This window comes from Brachybacterium saurashtrense (genome assembly GCF_003355475.1).
Classification (GTDB): Bacteria; Actinomycetota; Actinomycetes; order Actinomycetales; family Dermabacteraceae; genus Brachybacterium; species Brachybacterium saurashtrense.
The window spans coordinates 2,784,551-2,804,708 of the sequence record NZ_CP031356.1 but is presented as its reverse complement, the minus strand read 5'-3'; the positions used below and the strand labels follow the sequence as shown (position 1 = coordinate 2,804,708).

Genomic DNA, 20,158 nt, shown 5'->3' with positions numbered 1-20,158 from the left:
TGGACGTTTCCACGCCACGCGTGCAACGGCGCGGAACGCCCTCTCGGCGCGGCCCCCGTGCTCAGACCCCGTGGCCGACGAAGGCGCCGCGCTGGGCGGCCGCGGGGTGCTCCGCCGGGAGACGGTCGGTACCGGTCAGGCGCGAGCGCAGCGTCGCCCCAGCCCCAGCCCCAGCCCCAGCCCCAGCCCCAGCCCCAGCCCCAGCCCCAGCTCCAGCTCCAGCACTCGCGCCGCGCTGCGGCAGGCGTCCCCGCTCGCGCAGGATCGGGGAGACCAGCTCCGCGAAGTCCCGCACCGTGTCGAAGGAGTGGTACTGGCGCAGGTTGATGCCGTCGATGCCGTCCACGTCCAGCCAGTGCTCGATCGCGTCGGCCACCACCTCGGGCGTCCCCGCCACGAAGAACCTGTCCTGCCAGGCCTCGTCCACCGCGTCGAGCAGGTCGCCGATCGTCTCGTGCGCCCCCTTGCGGCCCACGGGGGTGTCCGCCGGGAGCCCCTCGATCTCGAGCGCCTCGGCGATGGTGCGCTCGCGCGGGTGGTCGAGGGCGCGGAGCGGCACCGACTGGTGCACCAGCATCCCCTCGGTGGAGCGGTGCTCGCGGTACTGCGCGAGCTTCGCGTCCACCTCCTCCTGGGTGGGGGCGGTGATCACCGCCGCCTGCACCACGAACTTCGGGTCGAGCGGGTCGCGGCCCGCCTCCTCCGCGGCGGCGCGCACCGCCGGGACGGTGCGCTCCAGCAGCGGGCCGTGGGTGAACACCATCTCCGCGTGCCGGCCTGCGCGCAGCGCTCCCGCCGGGGAGGCGGTGGCGAGGATCAGGGTGGGCGTGCGCTGCGGGGACGGCTCGGACAGGTGCGGCCCCGCCACCGAGAAGTTCTCCCCCACGTGGTCGATGCGGTGCACCTTCGCGGGGTCGGTGTACACGTTCCCCTCCGCGTCCCGCACCACGGCGCCCTCGTCCCAGGAGCCCTCCCACAGCTTGTACAGCACCTCGAGGTACTCGTCGGCGATCTCGTAGCGGTGGTCGTGCTCGATCTCCTCGGCCAGGCCGAAGTTCCGCGCGGCGTTCGGCAGGTAGGAGGTGACGATGTTCCAGCCCACCCGGCCCTTGGTGAGGTGGTCCAGGGTGGACATCCGCCTCGCGAAGGAGAACGGCGGCTCGTAGCTGGTGGAGAAGGTGATGCCGAAGCCGAGGTCCTCGGTCACCGCCGCCATCGCCGGGACCACCAGCATCGGGTCGTTGTTGGGGATCTGCAGCCCCTCACGCAGCGCCGTCTCCGCGGAGCCGCCGTACACGTCGTACGCCCCCACCACGTCGGCGAGGAAGATCGCCGTGAACCCGCCGTCCTCGGCGATCCGCGCCAGCTCCGTCCAGTAGTCGAGGTCCGTGTAGCGGTGGCGGTGGTTGTCCGGCAGGCGCCACAGTCCGTGCGTGATGTGGCCCACGCAGTTCATCTCGAAGAGGTTCAGGATCAGCGGCTTGGGGGCCATGAGGGGGCTCCGATCGGCAGGGGGCGGTGGTGCGGACAGCCTCACGCGGCCCCGCCCCGCCGTGCACCTCCCGTGACCCCCGATGACGCCCCGTGACCGGCCTCCGATACCGGGGGACATCCGCGGACACAGCCCCGTCATCGCCGTTCGCGCTCCGTCACGGTGCTAGGCGGAGGTTGTGGCCGTCCTTAGTGTCGCCTGTGTTCGGGAGTCCCCGAGCACCGCCTCCGCGGCGTTCCTCGACGCCCGGGCGGACCCCTCGACACCACCGGCCGAAGGAGTTCCCGTGCGCCGACGAACCCTCATGACCGGCCTCGCCGCCGCGGGAGCCGGCTCCGTGCTCAGCGCCTGCGGCGGCGCGGCCCCGGCCGCGGAGCTGCCCGCCGGCACCCGCGAGGGCGGTGAGCTGATCTTCGCCACCGACCGCGAGCCCACCTGCCTGGACCCCCACAACAGCGGGGACATGCCCCAGACGTACATCGCCCGCCAGTACCTCGACTCGCTGGTGTCGATGCGGCCCGACGGCAGCGTGGTGCCCTGGCTGGCGGAGTCGTGGGAGATCTCCGAGGACGGCCTCGTCTACGACTTCACCTTGAAGCAGCGCGTGCGCTTCCACGACGGGGAGGTGCTGGACGCCGACGCGGTGGTGGCGAACTTCGACCAGATCATGGATCCGGCCACCCAGTCCTCCACCGCGCTGCTGTACCTCTCGCCGTACTTCGTCTCCTCCGAGTCGCTCTCCGAGCACGTGGTGCGGGTGACGCTGAAGCGCCCCTACTCGCCGCTGCTGACCGTGCTCGCCCAGGCGTTCTTCGGCATCGAGTCCCCGAAGGCGATGGGTCGCGGCCTCACCGCGAACTGCGAGGCGCCCGTGGGCACCGGCCCCTTCAAGGTGGTCGAGTGGCGGCGCAACCAGGAGGTGGTGATGGTGCGCAACGAGGACTACACCTCCGCCCCCGCCGACGCGAGGCACCAGGGCCCCGCCTACGTCGAGAAGCTCACCTGGCGCTTCCTGAAGGACAACACCGCCCGCTACGGGGCGCTGCGTTCCGGGGCGGTGCACGCGATCTTCAACCTGCCGCCCGAGCAGGTGCCCACCGCGCAGGCCGACGACCGGGTCCGGACGCAGGACTTCGTGCACTCCTGCGTGCCCTTCGCCCTGGACCTCAACACCACGAACACGGCGCTCGGGGACCGCCGGGTGCGCCGCGCCCTGGTGCACGCCGCGGACGCGCCCGGGATCGTCACCAGCGCCTATGCCGGGGTGTTCCCCTACGAGGGCAACGCGATCTCCACCGGCACCCCGTTCTACGACGAGGCCTACCACCAGCCCTACCCCTACGACGAGGCGCGCGCGAACGCCCTGCTGGACGAGGCCGGGTGGACGGGCCGGGACGAGGACGGGGTCCGCACCCGCGACGGGCAGCGGCTCACCCTGCGCCTGCCCTACGCCTCCGATCCCGGGGAGACGCCGCCCGCGGATCTCACCATCCTCCAGAACTTCCAGGCGATGGAGCGCCGGGTGGGGGTGGACGTGCAGCTGATCCCCACCGACGCCGCCTCCCTCACCGCGATCCGCCGCGACCCCACCGCCTTCGACATCCGCGCCGGGTACTGGAACAGCCCCACCGCCGGGGTCATGTACATCAAGTTCTCGCAGGAGACCTACGAGATCGACAACGGCCAGAACGTCTCCTACGCCTACGACGAGGAGCTGGACCAGACCCTGCTCGAGGCCGCCGCCACCACCGATCCGGAGCGCCAGCAGGAGCTGTACTCCCGCGCCCAAGAGCTGCTCACCGACCAGGCCTGGCACATCCCGCTCTACCCGATCCAGACCCGGCTCGCGATCCGCTCCGACCTGGTCGCGGACATCTGGATCGAGCCCAGCGAGGGCGAGCCGGTCCTCCACGACGCCCACCTGCTCCGGGATGGAGACCCGCGATGACCACCACCACGCACCCCGAGGCCGCGCCCGTCGGCCCCCGCAGCGAGACGCCGGGCCCGGCCGACGCCGCCCGGCCGGGCGGCCCCGCAGGCCCGGGACCCGCGCGCGCCGGCCGCGCACGAGTGCTGGCCCGCCGGGTCCTCACCACGCTCGCCTCCTCCGCGCTGCTGCTGTGGGCGGTGGCGACGATCGTGTTCTTCCTGCAGCACCTGGTGCCGGGGGACCCGGCGCTGACGATCCTCGGCGGCGCCTCCGCGAACCCGCCGGAGGAGACCCTCGAGGCGGTGCGGGCGCAGTACGGCTTCGACCAGCCGGTGCTGGTCCAGTACGGGCATTTCCTCGCCGGTCTGCTGGTGCTGGACCTCGGCGAGTCCTACACGATGAAGCAGTCCGTGGTCTCGATCGTCGCCGAGCAGATCACCCCCACCCTGCAGCTCACCGGCGCGGCGCTGCTGATCGCCTGGGCGTTCGCGATCGTGCTCACCCTCGCCACCGCGGGGCGCCCGGGCCGCTGGGGCCGGCTCGGCGCCGCGGTCGAGGTGGTGTGCGCGGCGCTGCCCCACTTCTGGCTGGGCGTGGTGCTGCTGGTGGTGTTCGCCGTGGTGCTGCAGTGGCTGCCCGTGGTGGACGACGGCCCGGCCGGGCTGGTGCTGCCCGCCCTCACCCTGGGGATCCCGCTGGGCGGGTTCCTCGCCCAGGTCACACGGGACGAGTTCGACGCCGCCCTGCGCCAGCCGTTCGTGCTCTCCGCCCTCTCCCGCGGCGCGCGGCCCGGCCAGGTGCGGCGGCGCCAGGTGCTGCGCCACGCGGCCCTGCCCGGCATCGCGCTGTCCGGCTGGGGGCTGGGCTCCCTGATCTCCGGCGCGGTGGTGGTCGAGGTGATCTTCTCCCGCCAGGGCATCGGCCAGGTGCTGGTCGCCGCCGTCACCGCGCAGGACCTGCCGCTCGTGATCGGGGTGACCTTCGTGGTCGCCGTGGTCTACGTGGTGGCGAACATCCTCTCCGACCTCGCCTCCGTGCTGGTCGATCCCCGTCTCCGCCACGCGATCGGACGTGCCTCATGACCACTCTCGCCCCGCCCGCTCCCGCTCCCGCCGCCGCGCAGGAGACCGCTCCCGCGCCGGGCCGCGCCCGACGCCGCCGCCCGGCGAGGATCCGGCCGGGCCTGGTCGCCGCCGGCGCCGTGGTGGCCGTGGTGCTGCTCGCCGCGCTGGTGCCGGACCTGCTCGCCCCGCACGACCCGCTGGAGATCAGCCTCTCGGAGAGCTTCGCCCCGCCCAGCGCCGAGCACGTGTTCGGCACCGACCAGTCGGGCCGCGACGTGTACAGCCGCGTGGTCCACGGCGCCCGCCAGTCGCTGGTGATCGGGATTGGCGCCACCGCGATCGGCCTGGCCGGCGCCCTGGTGCTGGGGCTGCTGGGCGGGCTCGGCGGCCGGATCGCCGATGGCGCCGTGACCCGCGTGATCGAGGTGCTCTACGCCTTCCCCGGCATCCTGCTGGCCCTCATCCTCATCGCCGTGTACGGCAACAGCGCCGTCACCCAGATGGTGGCGGTGGGCCTGGCCACCATGCCCGGCTACGCCCGCATGGTGCGCGGCCAGGTGCTGGTGGTGCGCGGCAGCGCCTACGTCGAGGCGGCCCGCGCGCTGGGCCACCCGCCGGTGCGGATCCTGCTGCGCACCATCCTGCCGAACGCCTTCCGACCGCTGACGGTGCTGGTCACCCTCGGGATCGGCCAGGCGATCGTGTGGGCGGCGGCGCTGGGCTTCCTGGGCATGGGCGTGCAGCCGCCCACCGCCGAGTGGGGCGCGATGCTCAACGCCGGCCGCACCTACATCCAGCAGGCCTGGTGGATGGACCTCTTCCCCGGCCTGACGATCGTGCTGTTCACCCTGTCGCTGACCGTCCTCGGGCGGCACCTCCAGCGCGCCACCGATGCAGGAGCCCTGCGATGACCCCCACCGCCGCCCGCGCCACTGCCCGACACGCGGCCCCGCCCCTGGTCGCCGTCCAGGACCTCGCCATCGCCTTCGACGGCCACGAGGTGGTCCACGACGTCTCCTTCACCCTGCGCCCCGGGCAGTGCGTGGGGATCGTGGGCGAATCCGGCTCGGGCAAGTCCGTGACGGCCCGCGCCCTGCTGGGCCTGAACGGCCCGGGGGCCCAGGTCTCCGCGACGACGCTCGACGTGGGCGTGGACGTGCTCACCGCCTCGGAGCAGGCGCTGCGCGAGGTGCGCGGTCGCCGCCTCGGCTACGTGCTCCAGGACGCGCTGGTCTCCCTGGACCCGCTGCGGCGGGTGGGCACCGAGATCGCCGAACCGCTGCGGGTGCACGGGGTGCCGCGCGCCGAACGGCCCCAGCGGGTGCAGGAGCTGCTGGCCTCGGTGAGCGTGCCCGAGCCGGCGCTGCGCGCCCGGCAGCTGCCCAGCGAGCTCTCGGGCGGGCTGCGCCAGCGCGCCCTGATCGCCGCCGCCCTCGCCCTGGACCCGCAGGTGCTCATCGCCGACGAACCCACCACCGCGCTAGATGTCACGGTGCAGGCCCAGATCCTGGAGCTGCTGCAGCAGAACCTCGCCGCCGGCCGCGCCCTGATCCTCATCAGCCACGACCTCTCCGTGGTGGAGCGCCTCGCGGACCACGTGCTGGTGATGCACCACGGCCGCGTGGTCGAGGAGGGCCCCACCTCGCAGGTGCTCGCCGCGCCGCAGGATCCGTACACCCGGCGCCTCCTGGCCGCGATCCCCTCGGCCGGCTCCCGCGGGAGGCGGCTCTCGGACCTCCCGCCCGCACCCATCAGCCTGTCCCCGCGCGCCGAGAGGGCACGGGCCGACGGGACCACGGGGGCCGACGAGCTCGCGCGGCCTGAGGGCGGCACGGGGGCCGACGCCGCTCGCCGGCCCGTCGGGCGGGAGCAGGCCGACGGGCCCGGGCCCGCGACGTCCCGGCCGGTGCTGGTCGCCGAGGGGCTCTCCAAGAGCTACCGCGGCCCCGACGGTCGACTGCGCCGCGTCGTCGAGGACGTCTCCTTCCAGCTGTGCGCGGGGGAGACCCTCGGGATCGTCGGCGAGTCCGGCTCCGGGAAGTCCACCGCCGCGGCGATGGCGCTGGCCCTCACCGAGCCCACTGCCGGGCACGTCACCCTCGACGGGGAGCCGTGGACGGGCATCCCGGAGCGACGCCGGCGGCCGCGCCGTCGCCGCATCGCCGTGGTGCAGCAGGATCCGCTCTCCTCCTTCGACCCGCGCTGGACGGTGGGCCGCACCCTCGCCGACGCGCTCCCGTCGGTCAGGCGGGAGAGGGGGACCGGGCCCGCGCGGGATGGCTCGGGCGGCGACCGCACCGCCCGCATCGCCGCGCTGCTGCGCGCCGTCGGCCTGGATCCCGCCCTCGCGCACCGGCACCCCCTCACCCTCTCCGGCGGCCAGCGCCAGCGGGTCGCGATCGCGCGGGCGCTGGCCACCGACCCGGAGGTGCTGGTGCTGGACGAGCCCGTCTCCGCCCTGGACGTCTCCGTGCAGGCACAGGTGCTGGACCTGCTGGCGGACCTGCAGCAGGCCCTCGGCACCGCCCACCTGTTCATCTCGCACGATCTGGGCGTGATCCACCACGTCAGCGACCGGGTGCTGGTGATGCAGCACGGCCGCGTCGTGGAATCCGGCACCGCCGACGAGGTGCTGCACACGCCCCGCCACCCCTACACCCGGCAGCTCGTCGCCGCCCTTCCCCACCCCGAGCTCGAGGAGATCGCATGACCGCCACCGCCGAGACCACCACCCGCCCCGCCGCGGCGCCCGAGGGCGGGGCCGTCGACGACGGCGCCGCACGCCTCGCGGAGGCCGCCCGCCGCGCCGCCGCCACCCCGGCGGCGCAGGGCGACCACGCCGCGCTGCGGGAGCGCTTCGCCCCGCTGCTGGCCGAGATCGCCGCGGGCGCCCCGGCCCGGGACCGCGAGCGCCGCCTGCCCCACGCCGAGGTGCGGGCGCTCGCCGAGGCCGGTTTCACCGCCGTCACGGTCCCGGCCGCCCACGGCGGCCACGGGGCCGGGATCGAGACGTTCTTCCGCCTGCTCATCGATCTCGGGGAGGCGGACTCGAACCTGCCCCAGCTGCTGCGCGCCCACTTCTCCCACGTCGAGGAGCTGCTGGGCGGCGCGCTGGACGAGACCGACGTGCACCGCCTGGAGGCGATCGCGCGCGGGGACGTGATCGGCAACGCCAGCCACGAGCGCAGCACCGCGACCGTGGGCGACCTCGCCACCACCGTGGTCGCCGACGGCGACGGGTACCGGCTGGACGGGGAGAAGCACTACTCCACCGGGTCCCTGTTCGCGGACTGGATCGACGTCTCCGCCCGCACCGAGGACGGCGGCCGTGCCCGCGTCACCGTCGCGGCGGACGCCCCCGGCGTGACCCTGCGCGACGACTGGGACGGCTTCGGCCAGATCCTCACCGGCAGTGGCTCCTCCCTCTTCGAGGGCGTGCACGTGCCGGCCGCGCAGGTGCGGGTGCGGCCCCGGGGCGGGGACGGCGTCCCCACCACCCAGACCTCCTTCCTGCAGCTGGTGCTGCTCTCCTCCCTGGTGGGGGCGGGCCGGGCGGCGCTGCGCGACGCGGTGGGCTTCGTCCGCTCCCGCACCCGCGTCTACTCCCAGGGCTCCGGCGCCACCGCCGCGCAGGATCCGCTGGTCCAGCAGGTGATCGGCCGGCTCTCGGCCCGGGTCGCCGCCGCGGAGGACGCGGTGCTCGCCGCCGCCCGCGCCCTGGAGACGGCCCGCTCCGCCACCGGGGAGGAGCGGGAGGCGCTGATCGACGCGGCGGAGCTGCGCACCATCCAGGCCCAGCTCACCTCCGTGCCGGACGTGCTCGCGGTGACCACCGAGCTGTTCGAGGTGGGCGGCGCCTCGGCCACCTCCACCTCCCGGGCGCTGGACCGTCACTGGCGCAACGCCCGCACCCTCGCCTCCCACAACCCCGTCATCTACCAGGAGCGCGCGATCGGCGATCGGCTGCTGAACGGGACCGGGCTGCTGTACTTCTGGTCCACCGGGGAGACGCCGGCGAAGGGCTGAGGTGGGCGCCGCCGCCCGGGTACCGTCGGAGGATGAGCGCGTCGAGCCCGGCCCCCGCCCCCGACCCGCGGGCGGACTGTCCCGACCTGCCCGCCGGGATCAGCGGCACCGACCCCGGACAGCCGCTGCACTACACCCCGGAGGACGTCGCCGCCGCCCGCGCGCTGCTGGACCGCGTGCGCGGCGGGGACGGGCCCGAGGAGGCCGCCCCGGTCGTGGTGCTGAGCGATGAGCAGATCAGCGCGCTCGACGGCTACGCGCGGCGGCAGTTCGTCGCCCGGCCCTGGGCGGAGCGGCACCTCGACCAGGACCCCGACCGGCAGCGCCTCGCCGCGGCCGTCGCGCTGCGCGGCATGCTCGCCGCCGGCCAGGTGCTCGCCCGCACCGGGCCCGGCGGCGAGGGGCCGCGCTGGCGGGCGGTGCCGGAGATCTCCGGCTGCCTGGTGCTGCGCCGCACCGCGGAGTCGTTCACCACCGCCGAGCGCACCGTCCAGACGGGCGACGGCCCGCAGGTGCACCGCCTGCACTGCTTCACCCACCCGGGCGGGGTGCTCGAGGAGGAGGTCACCGCCGACGGCCTGCACCGTTTCACCGTGCTCACCCCGGCGTCGGCCGCCGCGCGCCTCGCCGCGTTCCTGGACCCCGCCGAGGTCGCGGGGGCGGAGGGCGATCCCGTGCGGGTGCGCAGCTCGGCGTTGCCGGAGCATCCGTTCGCCGCCCGGCTCGCGCAGACCCGCGCCCTCACCGTGCTCACCCTGGTGCGCACGGGCGACGGCTCCGTCCAGCAGCTCAGCGCCTACGCGACGGCCGACGGGGTGCTCACGATGGAGGCGCTCGACCCGGCCGCCGCGGACCCGCCCCTCGAGATCCGCGCCGTGGACGGCGCCTCGCTGCGCGCACTGGCGACCGTGCTGGTGGGTGGCGGCGCCCCTCCTCAGCCCGGCGCCTGAGCCCGGGGCCGGGCCCGGGCAGGCGCCGCGGCCGGTGCCCACTGCGCGAGCACGTCCTCGAGCCGGCCGTGCACCCGCACCGTCGCCTCGGGATCGGCGCGCGTGGGGCCGTCGTTGAGGATCACCACGGGCTTGCCCTCCCGGCGGGCGGCGCGCACGAACCGCAGCCCGGACTGCACGGTGAGCGAGGAGCCCAGCACCAGCAGCGCCTCGGCCCGCGCGAGGGCGGTGAAGGCGGCGGCGACCACCTCGCGCCGCGCGGACTCGCCGAAGAACACCACGTCGGGCTTGAGGATCCCGCCGCACAGCGCGCACGGCGGGTAGCGGAAGGAGCTGGTGCGGTCCACCTCGGCGTCGCCGTCGGGCGCCTGGGCGGCGTCGGCGGCGAGCTCGGGCAGGCGCGCGGCGAGCGCGGGGTTCATCGAGAGCATCCGCTGGTGCAGGGCGGCGCGGGAGGAGAGGGCGTCGCACTGCTGGCAGCGCACCCGGTCCAGCCTCCCGTGCAGGTCGATCACCGGCTCCGAGCCGGCCTCCGCGTGCAGGCCGTCCACGTTCTGGGTGATCACCGCGGTGACCTCGAACGCGGCAGGGTGCAGCGCCGCGAGCAGGCGGTGCGCGGTCCCGGGCCGGGCGCTGCGGAACTGCTCCCAGCCCACGGTGGAACGGGCCCAGTAGCGGCGCCGGGCCAGATCGTGCCCCAGGAACTCCTGGTAGGTCATGGGGGAGCGGGGCACCGCGTCGCGGCCGCGGTAGTCCGGCAGGCCCGAGCCGGTGGACATCCCCGCCCCGGTGAGCACCGCGACGGGGCGGCCGCGCAGTTGCGCGAGCGCTGCGTCGATGTGGGCGTCGTCGCTGCGCAGCCCGTACTGCGCCCCCGCCATCGGCCCCCAGGCGGGCAGGCGCGGGCCGCCGCGGGTGGGCCCGGGCGCGTCCGGCGGGCGCCGGGTGGCGGTGGAGAACCAGCGGCCGACGTCCGCCGCGGGCCCGACGGGCGACGGGTGGTCCTCGGCGCGGCTCATTCCTCGAGCGTAGAGGGTGCGCCCGGCTCCCGCCCCGGAGTCGGCTCCCGCGGCGGAGGCGGTTCCTGCGGTTCCTGCCGCTCCTGCGGCGGCTGCGCGTCCGAGGCCGAGGGGGCCGCGTCAGGGCGGTCGCGGCGGGTGCGGAGCCGCTGGAGGGAGAAGCCCACCAGGGCGAGCACCCCGATCACGGCCACGATCGCGGAGTAGCTCCGCACGAACCCCTCCAGCAGCTCCCCGCCCGCCTGCCCGAACAGGTAGCCGGCCACCACGAACACCGCATTCCAGATCCCGGAGCCCAGCCCGGTGGCCAGCGCGAACAGCCACACCGGCATCCGTTCGATGCCGGCCGGGATCGAGATGAAGGTGCGCACCATCGGCACGAAGCGGGCCAGGGCCACGGCCGGGAAGCCCCAGCGGGCGAAGAACCGCATCGCCGCGTCCACGTCCCGCTCCTCCAGCAGCGGCAGGCGCCGCACCAGAGCGCGCGTGCGGCGCAGGCCCAGGGCGCGCCCCACCCCGTACACCGCCAGACCGCCCAGCACGGACCCGGCCGTGGTCCAGGCCAGCGGCACCAGCACCGACTGCCCGGTCGCCGCGGCGCTCACCCCGGCGAAGGGCAGCAGCACCTCCCCGGGGACCGGCGGGAACACCGCCTCCGCCGCGATCACCAGCGCGGTGCCGGGACCGCCCAGCAGCTCCATCAGGGCCAGGGCGAGCGCGGTGACGTCCACTCCGTGCCCTCCCGTCCCCCCGAGGTCGCGTCCCCTCGAGATCGGCCCGACGATAGCGCCCGTGCATGGCGGGGGCGTGAACGGGCCGTGTCGGCGGCGTGCGCGGCGGGCGGCGCGCTCAGCCCGGCAGCGGCAGGATCCCTTCGTGGCGGGCACCCCACTGCGGCGGCAGGCCGGGGGAGTCGGGCCCGCCGTCCCAGCCCGCCGCCATCAGCGCGGCCGCGATCAGGGTGCCGCCGTTGGCGGGCAGGTAGGCGGGCAGGCCCGGGCGCTGCGGGACGTGCCCGGCCTCGTCGGCCCGGTTCTTCACGGTGGGCAGCAGCAGCGCGTCCACCGCGGTCTCGGGCCGCTGCAGGCGCGCGGCGGTCATCGCCAGCGCCGGGTAGTCCCAGCCCCAGGTGGAGTCCCAGTCCCAGTCCTGCAGCGCGTCCTCGAGCGCGTGCTGGGCGGCGCGGGCGGGGATCGTGCCGGTGGGCGGCACCATCCCGTAGGCGAGCAGGTGCGAGGGATGATCGGAGCGATCCATCGCGGGACCCGCCCGGAAGGTGGACAGCCGGCCCTGCGCGGTGAGCGGCGCATGGATCCGGCGCGCGATCGCGGTGAGCTCCCCGGCCCCGGCCGCGCCCCGCCGGTGCCGCCACCCGTCCGCGATCCGCAGCGCCCAGGCGGTGTAGGCCAGCTCGAAGGAGGGGTCGCGCAGCACCGCCCGGTCCTGGACGTGGCGCTCCTGGGCGCCCACCAGCGGGGCCCCGAGGCCCAGCCGGTCCCCGTCCTCGTCCAGCAGGTCCACCAGGCACAGCGCCGTCTCCTCGACGATCTCCTGCAGCATCGGGTCGCGCCCGGCGGCCGGATCGGCGCGGCGCAGCAGCTCGGCGAGGTGGAGCGGGTGCGGCTGCTGCCACAGCAGGAACGGGCCGATGTCGCTGGGGGACTCGTGCAGGTCCGGGCCGGTCTGCTTGGGCCAGCGCGCACCGCGGCAGTGCTGCCGGGCCGCGGTGGCCCGCGCCGTGGGCAGGGCGGCGGCGTAGAAGTCCAGGCTGCGGCGCAGGGACGGCGCATCGCCCCAGAGGGCGAAGTGCGCCGCATGCCACCAGTGCATCTCGAGGTGGAACCTGCCCCGCCACGAGTTCGCCAGCAGCCCGGTCTCCGCCGGCGGGAGCACCCCGGCGGCGTGCACGCGCTGCAGGTGGCGCGAGAGCACCACCCGGCGCTCCAGCTCCGCGGCGCGCGGGTCGTCGGCCGCGCCGAGGTCGAGCACACCGGTGCCCTCCCAGTGCGCGGACCAGAAGGCGGCCGCACGGTCCCGCAGGGCCGCCGGGTCCGAGGGCGGCGGCGCGTCAGCGGTGCCCGGGGACGTGGTGGTGCTCGGCGACGCGGTGGGGAGCGAGGAGGCGGCGGGCAGGGACAGCGGCGGCACCTCCCGGGGGAGCAGCGCGAGCACCAGGTCGAGCGGGGCCTCGGCGGCGTCCCCCGGCGGCAGCACCTGCACCTCGTGCGCGCCGGTGCGGCGCAGTCCGCCCCCGTGCACCTGCACGTCGTAGGCGAGATCGTCCAGGCGCCGACGGATCCGGTCCCCCGCGAGCACGGTCTCGTGCGCGCCCGGCCGTTCCCAGTCCGCCGCGCGCTCCCAGTCGGTGGTGCCGTAGGGGAAGGCGAGGGCGAGGGCGAGTCCCGGGGCGTCCATCCGCAGCGCGAGCGCCGCATGCTCCGGATCCGCGGCCGTGACCACCGTGCACTCCCGCCCCCGGTACCGGAACCGGGAGCGGATCAGCCCGTCGTACAGCGCGAGATGCTGGGTGGCGCCGGCGAGGTCCGCCGCCGCCGGCGCGCGGCCCGTCCGCGCGTCGACCAGGAAGAAGCGCAGCAGCGACACCTTGTGCGGGTTCTCCCGGAACCAGGCCGGGCCCGGTCCCGGCGCCTCCGTCCCCTCCGGCAGATCCACGAACAGCGCCCGGCCGCGCGAGGTCGCGTACGGGTGCAGCACCGACTCCCACGGCGCCGGCGGGCCCTCCGGCATCGAGTGCCAGCCCCACTCGGCCATCGTGTTCAGGCGGGTCTCCGGATGGCCGGGCCCGCACAGGGTCTGCGTGCCGGTGCGGTCCACGCCCGCGGCGAAGCTGCCGTTGCCCACCGAGAGCACCGCCTCGGAGGTGCCGTCGAGGTGCGGATCGTGCCGGGAGACCACCGCGCGGCGGTCGATCGCGGCGGGGGTCACGACGCGACCGCGGCGACGGCCTCGTCGTGCCAGGCCTGCGCCGCCTCCTGGGCGGTCGCGTCCCCGAACAGCACCGTGCTCTGGTGGCGGGGCGTGATCTCCGCGACCGCGGTGGACCCGGCCGGACCGATCCAGGTGGGCTTGAGCTCCATCGCGCCGAGCGCGGAGATGTACTCCACCTCGCGCCGGGCCGAGTCGGTGAGCTCGGGCAGGATCGCCTGCCGCACCGCCTCCACGGCGGGCACCCCGCGGTCGGTGAGGATCAGCTTCCCTGCCTCCGGCGAGTTGACCAGGAAGTCCACGAACGTCGCCGCGGCCTCGGGGGCGGCGGTGCGGGCCGAGATCGTGTACAGCTGGGAGGACTGCAGCCACACCCCGGTCTCCCGCGACTCCCCGGGCACCTTGACGATCTCGAGCTCCTCCCCGGAGGCGTCGGCGAGCGGGGTCAGCGAGCTGGACCAGGTGAGCATGAACGCGGCGGCCCCGCGCCCGATGAGGGTCTGCTCCGGCCCCACGTCCGTGAGCTCCACGAGCTCCTCCGCCCCGGGGGACGCGCCGGAGTCCACCAGCTCCTTCGAGAAGGCGAAGAACGAGGCGACCGTCTCGACGTCCACCCCGATCTCGCCGTCCTCGGTGTAGAGGATCTGGCCGCCCTGGCGTGCCCACAGGTCCAGGGAGTCGTGGGTGAACACGGTGCCGGAGCCGTACACCCCCTCCTCGCTGCTCTCGCTCACCGCGCGGGCGGCCTCGGCGAAGTCCTCCCAGGTCCAGCTCTCCGGATCCGGCATCTCCACCCCGGCCGCCTCCAGCACCGCCCGGTTCACGATCATGCCGGGCGCGTTGATGCCCGTGGTCACCGCCACCTGCGTGCCGTCCACCTGGCCGTTGCTGCGGGCCACCTCGTCCATGCCGGAGAGGTCGAGCTGCGCGGAGACGGAGCCCAGATCCAGCAGCACGTCCCGGGCGGCGTACTCGGCGGGGTAGGCGCCGCCCATCGTGATGACGTCCGGCTCGTCCCCGGCCACCACCGAGGTGGCGAGCTTGTCGAAGTACCCGGCGATGTTCCCCGGCTCGACGGAGACGGCGATCTCGGGGTGCTCGGCCACGAACAGGTCGATCACCTGCTGCGTGGTCGCGGCGCGATCCGTGTTGCCCCACCAGGTGAAGCGCAGCGAGGCGTCGTCCCCGTCCTCTCCCCCGCTCGAGGCGTTGGGGCCGCAGGAGGCGAGGGCGCCCGCGCCGAGCACGCCCAGCGGGAGGCCGAGCAGCGCGGTGCGGCGGGTGGGGCCCGGGCGGTCGCACGGGGGAGAGGAGCGGGGGTCCAGGGGCTGGGGGCGGGGGAGCGGGCGGCGGGTCATGACGTCTCCTTCGACGGTGGGGTGGGACCCGCCGCGGTGACGCGCGGGCGGGCGGGGCCGGCGGGGTGAGGTGGAGCGACTCCGGGGCACGATCCGGGCGGCTCCGGAGCGTGGAGCGCGGGGGTGAACGGGGGCCGAGTGCGTCGGCCCGTGCTCAGCGCTCGGGCTGCATGGAGGTGAGCACCTCGAGGATCTCGTCGGCGACCTCGGCGGGCGGGCGGCTGCCGAACAGCGACTCCTCGGCGAGGCGGCCGAACTCGTCCCCGAAGGCGACGCCGGAGGCCGGGGTGACCAGCGGCGGTCGCACCACCTCCGCCTGCATGTCGCGGGCGAAGTCGAGGGAGACCTTCTCGTCCTCGTCGAGCTCCGGCTCGATCGCGTCCTGCAGCTCGGGGAACGCGGTGACGCCGCGCTCGATCTTCAGGATCGCGGCGGCCTCCGGGTCCCGCAGCAGGAAGTCCACCAGGGTCGCGGCCGCCTCCGGCTGCGAGGACTGGGCGGAGATCGACCAGTACATCGACGCCTTGTTCACCATCTGGTGGTCGCCGCTGGTCAGCGCGGGCAGGCGCAGCAGCTGCATCGGGGAGCCCGAGGACTTCTGGAAGGTCTGCACCTGGGTGTGGAACTGCAGGTGGAACGCGGAGCGGTTGGTGCCGAAGCGCCCCTGCTCCACGCCGGCGGCGGCGTCCTCGATCTGCTCCGACGGCGCCGGGACCGCGCCGGAGTCGACCAGCGCGCGCGAGTACTCCAGGAAGGAGGTGATGGTCGCCGCGCTGATCAGCGTCTCGTCGGCCCGCGGGAAGAGCTGCTCGCCGCTCTGGCGCGCCCAGGCGCCGAGCTCAGCGGTGCCGGTGCCGAAGAAGTCGAAGCCCACCACGTCCTCCCCCGCCTCCGCGGCCCAGTCGCTGATCTGCGTGGCGATCTCGGCGAAGTCGTCCCAGGTCCACGTGGTGTCCTCCGGCATCGCGACGCCCGCCTGCTCCAGCAGCACGGGGTTCACGCCCACCGCGAAGATCCCGATGCCCAGCGGCGCGCCCACCAGCGTGCCGTCGTCGAGACGGCCGGTATCCAGCACCGCATCGTCCATCGCGCCGAGGTCGAGCACGTCGGAGACGGTCTCGAGGTCCAGCAGCGAGGAGCGGGCGCCGTAGGAGTCGATGTAGGACTCGTCCATCTGCATCACGTCCGGCGAGTCGCCGCCGGCGAACTGGGTGGCGAGCTTGTCCCAGTAGCCGGTCCACTCGCTGTACTCGGGGGAGACCTCGATGTCCCCGTGGGCGGCGGCGAACAGGTCCAGCGCGTCGTGGGTCATCCCGGCGCGCAGGTCACCGCCCCACCAGTACAGGCGCACGGGGGATTCGCCCTCCTCGCCCCCGCTCGAGGCGTTGGGGCCGCAGGAGGCGAGGGCGGGCACCGCTCCGGCGGCGGCGAGCAGGGCGAGGGTGCTGCGGCGGGTGATCATCATCGATCCTTCCGGGGAGGTGCCGGCACGGCTCCTGTCCGGCGCGCGGGAGGAGACGGACTGAGTCGTTTCAGAGTAAGTTGTCGAGGCATACTAAATCAGAGGGGTCATCGCGGCCGCAAGGGGTGCTCCCCGGAGAATCCGTCGCGCCGGTGCGCGCGGCCCGCCCATCGCGACCGCCGCCATGTTCGGGCTGACCAGCGCGTCTGCAAACGTTCTCAGCTGAAACGTTTCCTGGCGGCCTGGAACCGTGATCCGAGCGTGATGCACGGCAGTTGACAAACCCGGTGACAAGCGCTTTCCTGTGGTGACCACCGCACGAGCTCCGCCCCCGACGACGGGAGAGGTGCACGGCGGACCTGAAAACTTGCACACCGCTGGTGCTGCTCCCGGAGATCCCGGGGCGGCGCACCGCCGGCCCCGGCCGGTCGTCCGGGCGGTGCGCGGCCGGCGCTCACGTGCCCGCCCCGCCGGGAGGCGAGGCGCCGCATCACCCGTACCGCCGCATCGCCCTGCACCATCCCGGGCCCACCGCCCGGTCCGCCCCCGCTCCACCCGTCGGCCCCACCCGGGGCCCGAGCCCCCGCCATGATCAAAGGAGATCCGATGTACACCCGACGCTCCGCGCTCGCCCTCGGCCTCGCCGTCCCCGGTCTCGCCGGCCTCGCGGCCTGCGGCCCCAACGCCTCCGGAGGCTCCTCCTCCGGCGGTGAGGAGGGCTCCGCCGACTCCGGCAGCCTGCGCCTGGCCTGGTGGGGCAACCCCACCCGCAACGAGAACACCGAGAACGTGGTCGCCGCCTACGGCGACGTCGCCCCGGACGTCACCATCTCCCTCGAGCCGGGGGAGTGGAGCGGCTACTGGGACAAGCTCGCCACCCAGACCGCCGGCGGCGACTTCCCCGACATCGTGCAGATGGACGAGAAGTACCTCGCCGAGTACGGCCAGCGCGGCGCGCTGCTGGACCTCGCCGGCGCCGGGCTGGACACCTCCGAGTTCGCCGAGGGCTCCGTGGAGGTGGGCGAGCTGCCCGAGGTGGGGCTCGCCGCGATCAACGCCGGCCTGAACTCGTTCTGCTTCCTCATCAACCCGGAGGTGTTCGACGAGGCCGGGGTCGACATCCCCGATGACACCACCTGGACCTGGGACGATCTCATCGACACCGCGGTGCAGATCTCCGAGAGCACCCCGGACGGCACCTACGGCATGACGCAGATGAGCACCGTCCAGGGCCTGTTCCAGGTGTACGTGCGCCAGGCCGGCCAGGACCAGTACAAGGACGGCGCGGCCGGCTTCGACGCCGCCACCGCCACCGAGTGGTTCGAGTGGGGCAAGCGCATCCAGGAGAGCGGCGCCGGCCCCGACGCCAGCACCTCCGTGGAGGACGCCTCGCAGTCGATGGACCAGTCGCTGTTCGCGACCGGCAAGGTCGCGATGACGGTGGCCTGGTCCAACCAGGTCGTCGCCCACGACGGGCTGGTGCCCGAGGGCGTCACGGTGCTGCGCCCGCCGTCGATGACGGGCTCCGCCTCCGACGCGCAGCTGTGGTACAAGGCCTCGATGTACTGGGCGGTCTCCGCCAACTCCGCGAATCCCGAGGCCGCGGTCGCGTTCGTCGACTTCCTGGTCAACTCCCCGGAGGCCGGCAAGATCCTCTCCGTGGAGCGGGGTGTGCCCGGCAACCTCTCCGTGCGCGAGGCGATCGTGCCGGATCTCGACGAGGCCAACACCAAGGCCGTCGACTTCCTCAACGCCATCGAGTCCGAGCTCGGGCCCGCGCCGGAGATCACCCCGCAGGGAGGCGGCGAGTTCGAGTCGATCCTCACCCGCGCCGGCGAGGACATGCTCTTCGGCAACGTCACTCCGGAAGAGGCCGGTCAGCGCCTGCTCGACGAGCTCGGCGCGGCGCTGAGCTGACCCCCGCCGCCGGCCCGACGGGGCCGACGGGGCATCGCCCCCGTCGGCCCCGTCCCGGGCGGGCCCCACAGAAAGGAGACGACGGATGAGCGCTGTCGGAGAACTCAGCCAGATCCTGTCGCGCGGCAGGAACCGCGGCCCCCGCGAGAAGCACCCCGACAACCGGGCGGGCCTGGTGTTCATGGCCCCGTGGCTGCTGGGCCTGCTGGGCATCACGATCCTGCCGATGCTGGCCTCGCTGTACCTGTCCTTCACCGACTACAGCATGCTCGCGGCCCCCGAATGGGTGGGGCTGGAGAACTTCCAGCGCATGTGGGGCGACACCCGCCTGCACAACTCCCTCATCGTCACCTTCACCTACGTGCTGGTGGGCACCCCGCTGCAGCTGATCGCGGCCCTGCTGCTGGCGGTGCTGCTGAATCAGGGCATGAAGGGCCTGTCGTTCTACCGCTCGGTGTTCTACCTGCCCTCGCTGCTGGGCGGCTCGGTCGCGATCTCGATCCTGTGGCGGCAGATGTTCGGCGCCAACGGCCTGGTGAACCAGTTCCTCGGGGCGCTGGGCTTCACCGGCATGCCGGGCTGGGTCTCCAACCCGGACACGGCGCTGTGGACCATCATCCTGCTGCACGTGTGGACCTTCGGTTCGCCGATGATCATCTTCCTCGCCGGGCTGCGGCAGATCCCGCAGATGTACTACGAGGCCGCCAGCGTGGACGGCGCCTCGAAGGTCTCGCAGTTCTTCCGGATCACCATCCCGCTGCTCACCCCGATCATCTTCTTCAACCTGGTGCTGCAGGTCATCAACGCCTTCCAGACCTTCACGCAGGCGTTCGTGGTCTCGGGCGGCACCGGCGGCCCGTCGGATTCGACGATGTTCTACACGCTGTACCTGTACCAGAAGGGCTTCGGCCAGTTCGACATGGGCTACGCCTCCGCGATGGCCTGGCTGCTGCTGGTCATCGTCGCGATCTTCACCGCGATCAACTTCTTCGTCTCCAAGTTCTGGGTGCATTACGATGACTGATCTCTCCGTGACCGCGCCGGAACGCTCCGGCACCCCCGCGACCACCACCTCCGCCGAGGACGTCCCCGTGCGTCGCCATTCCCGGCACCTGCTGCGCCGCGGCCTGAAGCACGTGTTCATGATCGTGGCGAGCCTGGCGATGATCTATCCGCTGCTGTGGATGGTGGTCTCCTCGCTGCGTCCCAACGACGAGATCTTCCGCAATCCGTCGCTGTTCCCGCTGAGCTTCGACATCGACAACTACGTGCGGGGCTGGAGCGCGCAGTCCTTCGAGTTCTCGCACTACCTCATGAACTCGACGCTGCTGGTGATCGGCTGCGTGATCGGCAACCTGTTCGCCTGCACGCTCACCGCCTACGCCTTCGCGCGGCTGAAGTTCTGGGGGCGGAACATCGCCTTCGCCATCATGCTGATGACGCTGATGCTGCCGATCCACGTGGTGATCGTGCCGCAGTACATCATCTTCTCCCAGACCGGCTGGGTGAACACGATGCTCCCCCTGATCCTGCCGAAGTTCCTGGCCACCGATGCGTTCTTCATCTTCCTCATGGTGCAGTTCATCCGTGGCATCCCGAAGGAGCTGGACGAGGCGGCGCGCATCGACGGCTGCGGCCACTTCCGCATCTTCTTCCAGGTGATCCTGCCGCTGATGATGCCGGCGCTGGCCACCACCACGATCTTCACCTTCATGTGGACGTGGAACGACTTCTTCGGCTCGCTGATCTACCTCACCACCCCGGACAACTTCACCGTCCCGCTGGCGCTGCGCTCCTACCTCGACACGCAGGGCGCCTCCGACTGGGGCGCGATGTTCGCGATGTCGGTGCTCTCGCTGGTCCCGCTGTTCCTGGTGTTCCTCTTCGGGCAGCGGTTCCTGGTGAAGGGCTTCGCCACCACCGGCATCAAGTAGTTCCCCGGGCGGGCGCCCCCACGGCGCCCGCCCCGCCCGTTCCCGCCCGCACTCCGCCCG

At 73.8% G+C, this 20,158-nt stretch carries 15 protein-coding genes; 9 read left to right on the top strand and 6 right to left on the bottom strand.

From position 1 onward, the window contains the following. Positions 1-61: 61 nt before the first annotated feature. Positions 62-1,492 (bottom strand): NtaA/DmoA family FMN-dependent monooxygenase, encoded by a 1,431-nt coding sequence (locus tag DWV08_RS12580; protein ID WP_115414113.1) that lies wholly within the window; start codon positions 1,490-1,492, stop codon positions 62-64. Between the two features lie 286 nt (positions 1,493-1,778). Between DWV08_RS12580 and DWV08_RS12575 the strand changes: the two genes are divergently transcribed. Genes DWV08_RS12575 through DWV08_RS12550 form a run of 6 tightly spaced genes read left to right on the top strand, consistent with a single transcriptional unit; the run spans position 1,779 to position 9,462 of the window. After that, positions 1,779-3,440: an ABC transporter substrate-binding protein gene (locus DWV08_RS12575; RefSeq protein WP_241237232.1), complete on the top strand. Its 1,662-nt coding sequence runs from the start codon at positions 1,779-1,781 to the stop codon at positions 3,438-3,440. Next, entirely contained in the window at positions 3,437-4,504 is a 1,068-nt protein-coding gene (locus DWV08_RS12570) for an ABC transporter permease (protein WP_241237231.1), read from the top strand. The genes DWV08_RS12575 and DWV08_RS12570 overlap by 4 nt, the downstream gene beginning before the upstream one ends. Then, complete coding sequence (locus tag DWV08_RS12565) at positions 4,501-5,397, top strand: ABC transporter permease (protein WP_115414111.1); 897 nt, start codon at positions 4,501-4,503, stop codon at positions 5,395-5,397. The genes DWV08_RS12570 and DWV08_RS12565 overlap by 4 nt, the downstream gene beginning before the upstream one ends. After that, positions 5,394-7,196, top strand: coding sequence for a dipeptide ABC transporter ATP-binding protein (locus DWV08_RS12560; RefSeq protein ID WP_115414110.1), 1,803 nt, complete (start codon positions 5,394-5,396; stop codon positions 7,194-7,196). The genes DWV08_RS12565 and DWV08_RS12560 overlap by 4 nt, the downstream gene beginning before the upstream one ends. Then, positions 7,193-8,512, top strand: coding sequence for an acyl-CoA dehydrogenase family protein (locus tag DWV08_RS12555; RefSeq protein ID WP_115414109.1), 1,320 nt, complete (start codon positions 7,193-7,195; stop codon positions 8,510-8,512). Before DWV08_RS12560 ends, DWV08_RS12555 begins: the two co-directional genes overlap by 4 nt. A 32-nt stretch (positions 8,513-8,544) precedes the next feature. Then, complete coding sequence (locus DWV08_RS12550) at positions 8,545-9,462, top strand: hypothetical protein (protein ID WP_115414108.1); 918 nt, start codon at positions 8,545-8,547, stop codon at positions 9,460-9,462. On the opposite strand, the gene DWV08_RS12545 is transcribed toward DWV08_RS12550, so the two are convergent. The 5 genes from DWV08_RS12545 to DWV08_RS12525 all read right to left on the bottom strand — a co-directional run bounded on the left by DWV08_RS12545 (position 9,447) and on the right by DWV08_RS12525 (position 16,250). Continuing rightward, the gene (locus DWV08_RS12545; RefSeq protein WP_115414107.1) at positions 9,447-10,481 is read right to left on the bottom strand and encodes an NAD-dependent protein deacetylase; all 1,035 of its coding nucleotides are present in this window, start codon (positions 10,479-10,481) and stop codon (positions 9,447-9,449) included. The genes DWV08_RS12550 and DWV08_RS12545 overlap by 16 nt on opposite strands. Continuing rightward, positions 10,478-11,212: a DedA family protein gene (locus tag DWV08_RS12540; RefSeq protein ID WP_115414106.1), complete on the bottom strand. Its 735-nt coding sequence runs from the start codon at positions 11,210-11,212 to the stop codon at positions 10,478-10,480. The genes DWV08_RS12545 and DWV08_RS12540 overlap by 4 nt, the downstream gene beginning before the upstream one ends. Before the next feature lie 118 nt (positions 11,213-11,330). Next, positions 11,331-13,427 (bottom strand): hypothetical protein, encoded by a 2,097-nt coding sequence (locus tag DWV08_RS12535; protein WP_115414105.1) that lies wholly within the window; start codon positions 13,425-13,427, stop codon positions 11,331-11,333. Next, on the bottom strand, positions 13,424-14,785 hold the full coding sequence (locus tag DWV08_RS12530; protein WP_115414104.1) for an ABC transporter substrate-binding protein: 1,362 nt from the start codon (positions 14,783-14,785) through the stop codon (positions 13,424-13,426). The genes DWV08_RS12535 and DWV08_RS12530 overlap by 4 nt, the downstream gene beginning before the upstream one ends. Positions 14,786-14,939: 154 nt before the next feature. Beyond that, positions 14,940-16,250: an ABC transporter substrate-binding protein gene (locus DWV08_RS12525; protein WP_241237230.1), complete on the bottom strand. Its 1,311-nt coding sequence runs from the start codon at positions 16,248-16,250 to the stop codon at positions 14,940-14,942. Positions 16,251-16,853: 603 nt separating this feature from the next. Here DWV08_RS12525 and DWV08_RS12520 point away from each other — a divergent pair. The 3 genes from DWV08_RS12520 to DWV08_RS12510 all read left to right on the top strand — a co-directional run bounded on the left by DWV08_RS12520 (position 16,854) and on the right by DWV08_RS12510 (position 20,098). Then, positions 16,854-18,164 (top strand): ABC transporter substrate-binding protein, encoded by a 1,311-nt coding sequence (locus DWV08_RS12520; RefSeq protein WP_115414102.1) that lies wholly within the window; start codon positions 16,854-16,856, stop codon positions 18,162-18,164. A gap of 85 nt (positions 18,165-18,249) precedes the next feature. Then, positions 18,250-19,188 (top strand): carbohydrate ABC transporter permease, encoded by a 939-nt coding sequence (locus DWV08_RS12515; protein WP_115414101.1) that lies wholly within the window; start codon positions 18,250-18,252, stop codon positions 19,186-19,188. Further along, positions 19,181-20,098, top strand: a complete 918-nt coding sequence (locus DWV08_RS12510) for a carbohydrate ABC transporter permease (protein WP_115414100.1) — start codon at positions 19,181-19,183, stop codon at positions 20,096-20,098. The genes DWV08_RS12515 and DWV08_RS12510 overlap by 8 nt, the downstream gene beginning before the upstream one ends. Positions 20,099-20,158 lie beyond the last annotated feature (60 nt).

Bases quoted from the DNA above. Each gene is read 5' to 3' on its own strand.
- DWV08_RS12580 (WP_115414113.1), bottom strand. From the start codon at position 1,492: ATGGCCCCCAAGCCGCTGATCCTGAACCTCTTCGAGATGAACTGCGTG.
- DWV08_RS12570 (WP_241237231.1), top strand. From the start codon at position 3,437: ATGACCACCACCACGCACCCCGAGGCCGCGCCCGTCGGCCCCCGCAGC.
- DWV08_RS12565 (WP_115414111.1), top strand. From the start codon at position 4,501: ATGACCACTCTCGCCCCGCCCGCTCCCGCTCCCGCCGCCGCGCAGGAG.
- DWV08_RS12560 (WP_115414110.1), top strand. From the start codon at position 5,394: ATGACCCCCACCGCCGCCCGCGCCACTGCCCGACACGCGGCCCCGCCC.
- DWV08_RS12555 (WP_115414109.1), top strand. From the start codon at position 7,193: ATGACCGCCACCGCCGAGACCACCACCCGCCCCGCCGCGGCGCCCGAG.
- DWV08_RS12550 (WP_115414108.1), top strand. From the start codon at position 8,545: ATGAGCGCGTCGAGCCCGGCCCCCGCCCCCGACCCGCGGGCGGACTGT.
- DWV08_RS12545 (WP_115414107.1), bottom strand. From the start codon at position 10,481: ATGAGCCGCGCCGAGGACCACCCGTCGCCCGTCGGGCCCGCGGCGGAC.
- DWV08_RS12530 (WP_115414104.1), bottom strand. From the start codon at position 14,785: ATGACCCGCCGCCCGCTCCCCCGCCCCCAGCCCCTGGACCCCCGCTCC.
- DWV08_RS12525 (WP_241237230.1), bottom strand. From the start codon at position 16,250: ATGATGATCACCCGCCGCAGCACCCTCGCCCTGCTCGCCGCCGCCGGA.
- DWV08_RS12520 (WP_115414102.1), top strand. From the start codon at position 16,854: ATGTACACCCGACGCTCCGCGCTCGCCCTCGGCCTCGCCGTCCCCGGT.
- DWV08_RS12515 (WP_115414101.1), top strand. From the start codon at position 18,250: ATGAGCGCTGTCGGAGAACTCAGCCAGATCCTGTCGCGCGGCAGGAAC.
- DWV08_RS12510 (WP_115414100.1), top strand. From the start codon at position 19,181: ATGACTGATCTCTCCGTGACCGCGCCGGAACGCTCCGGCACCCCCGCG.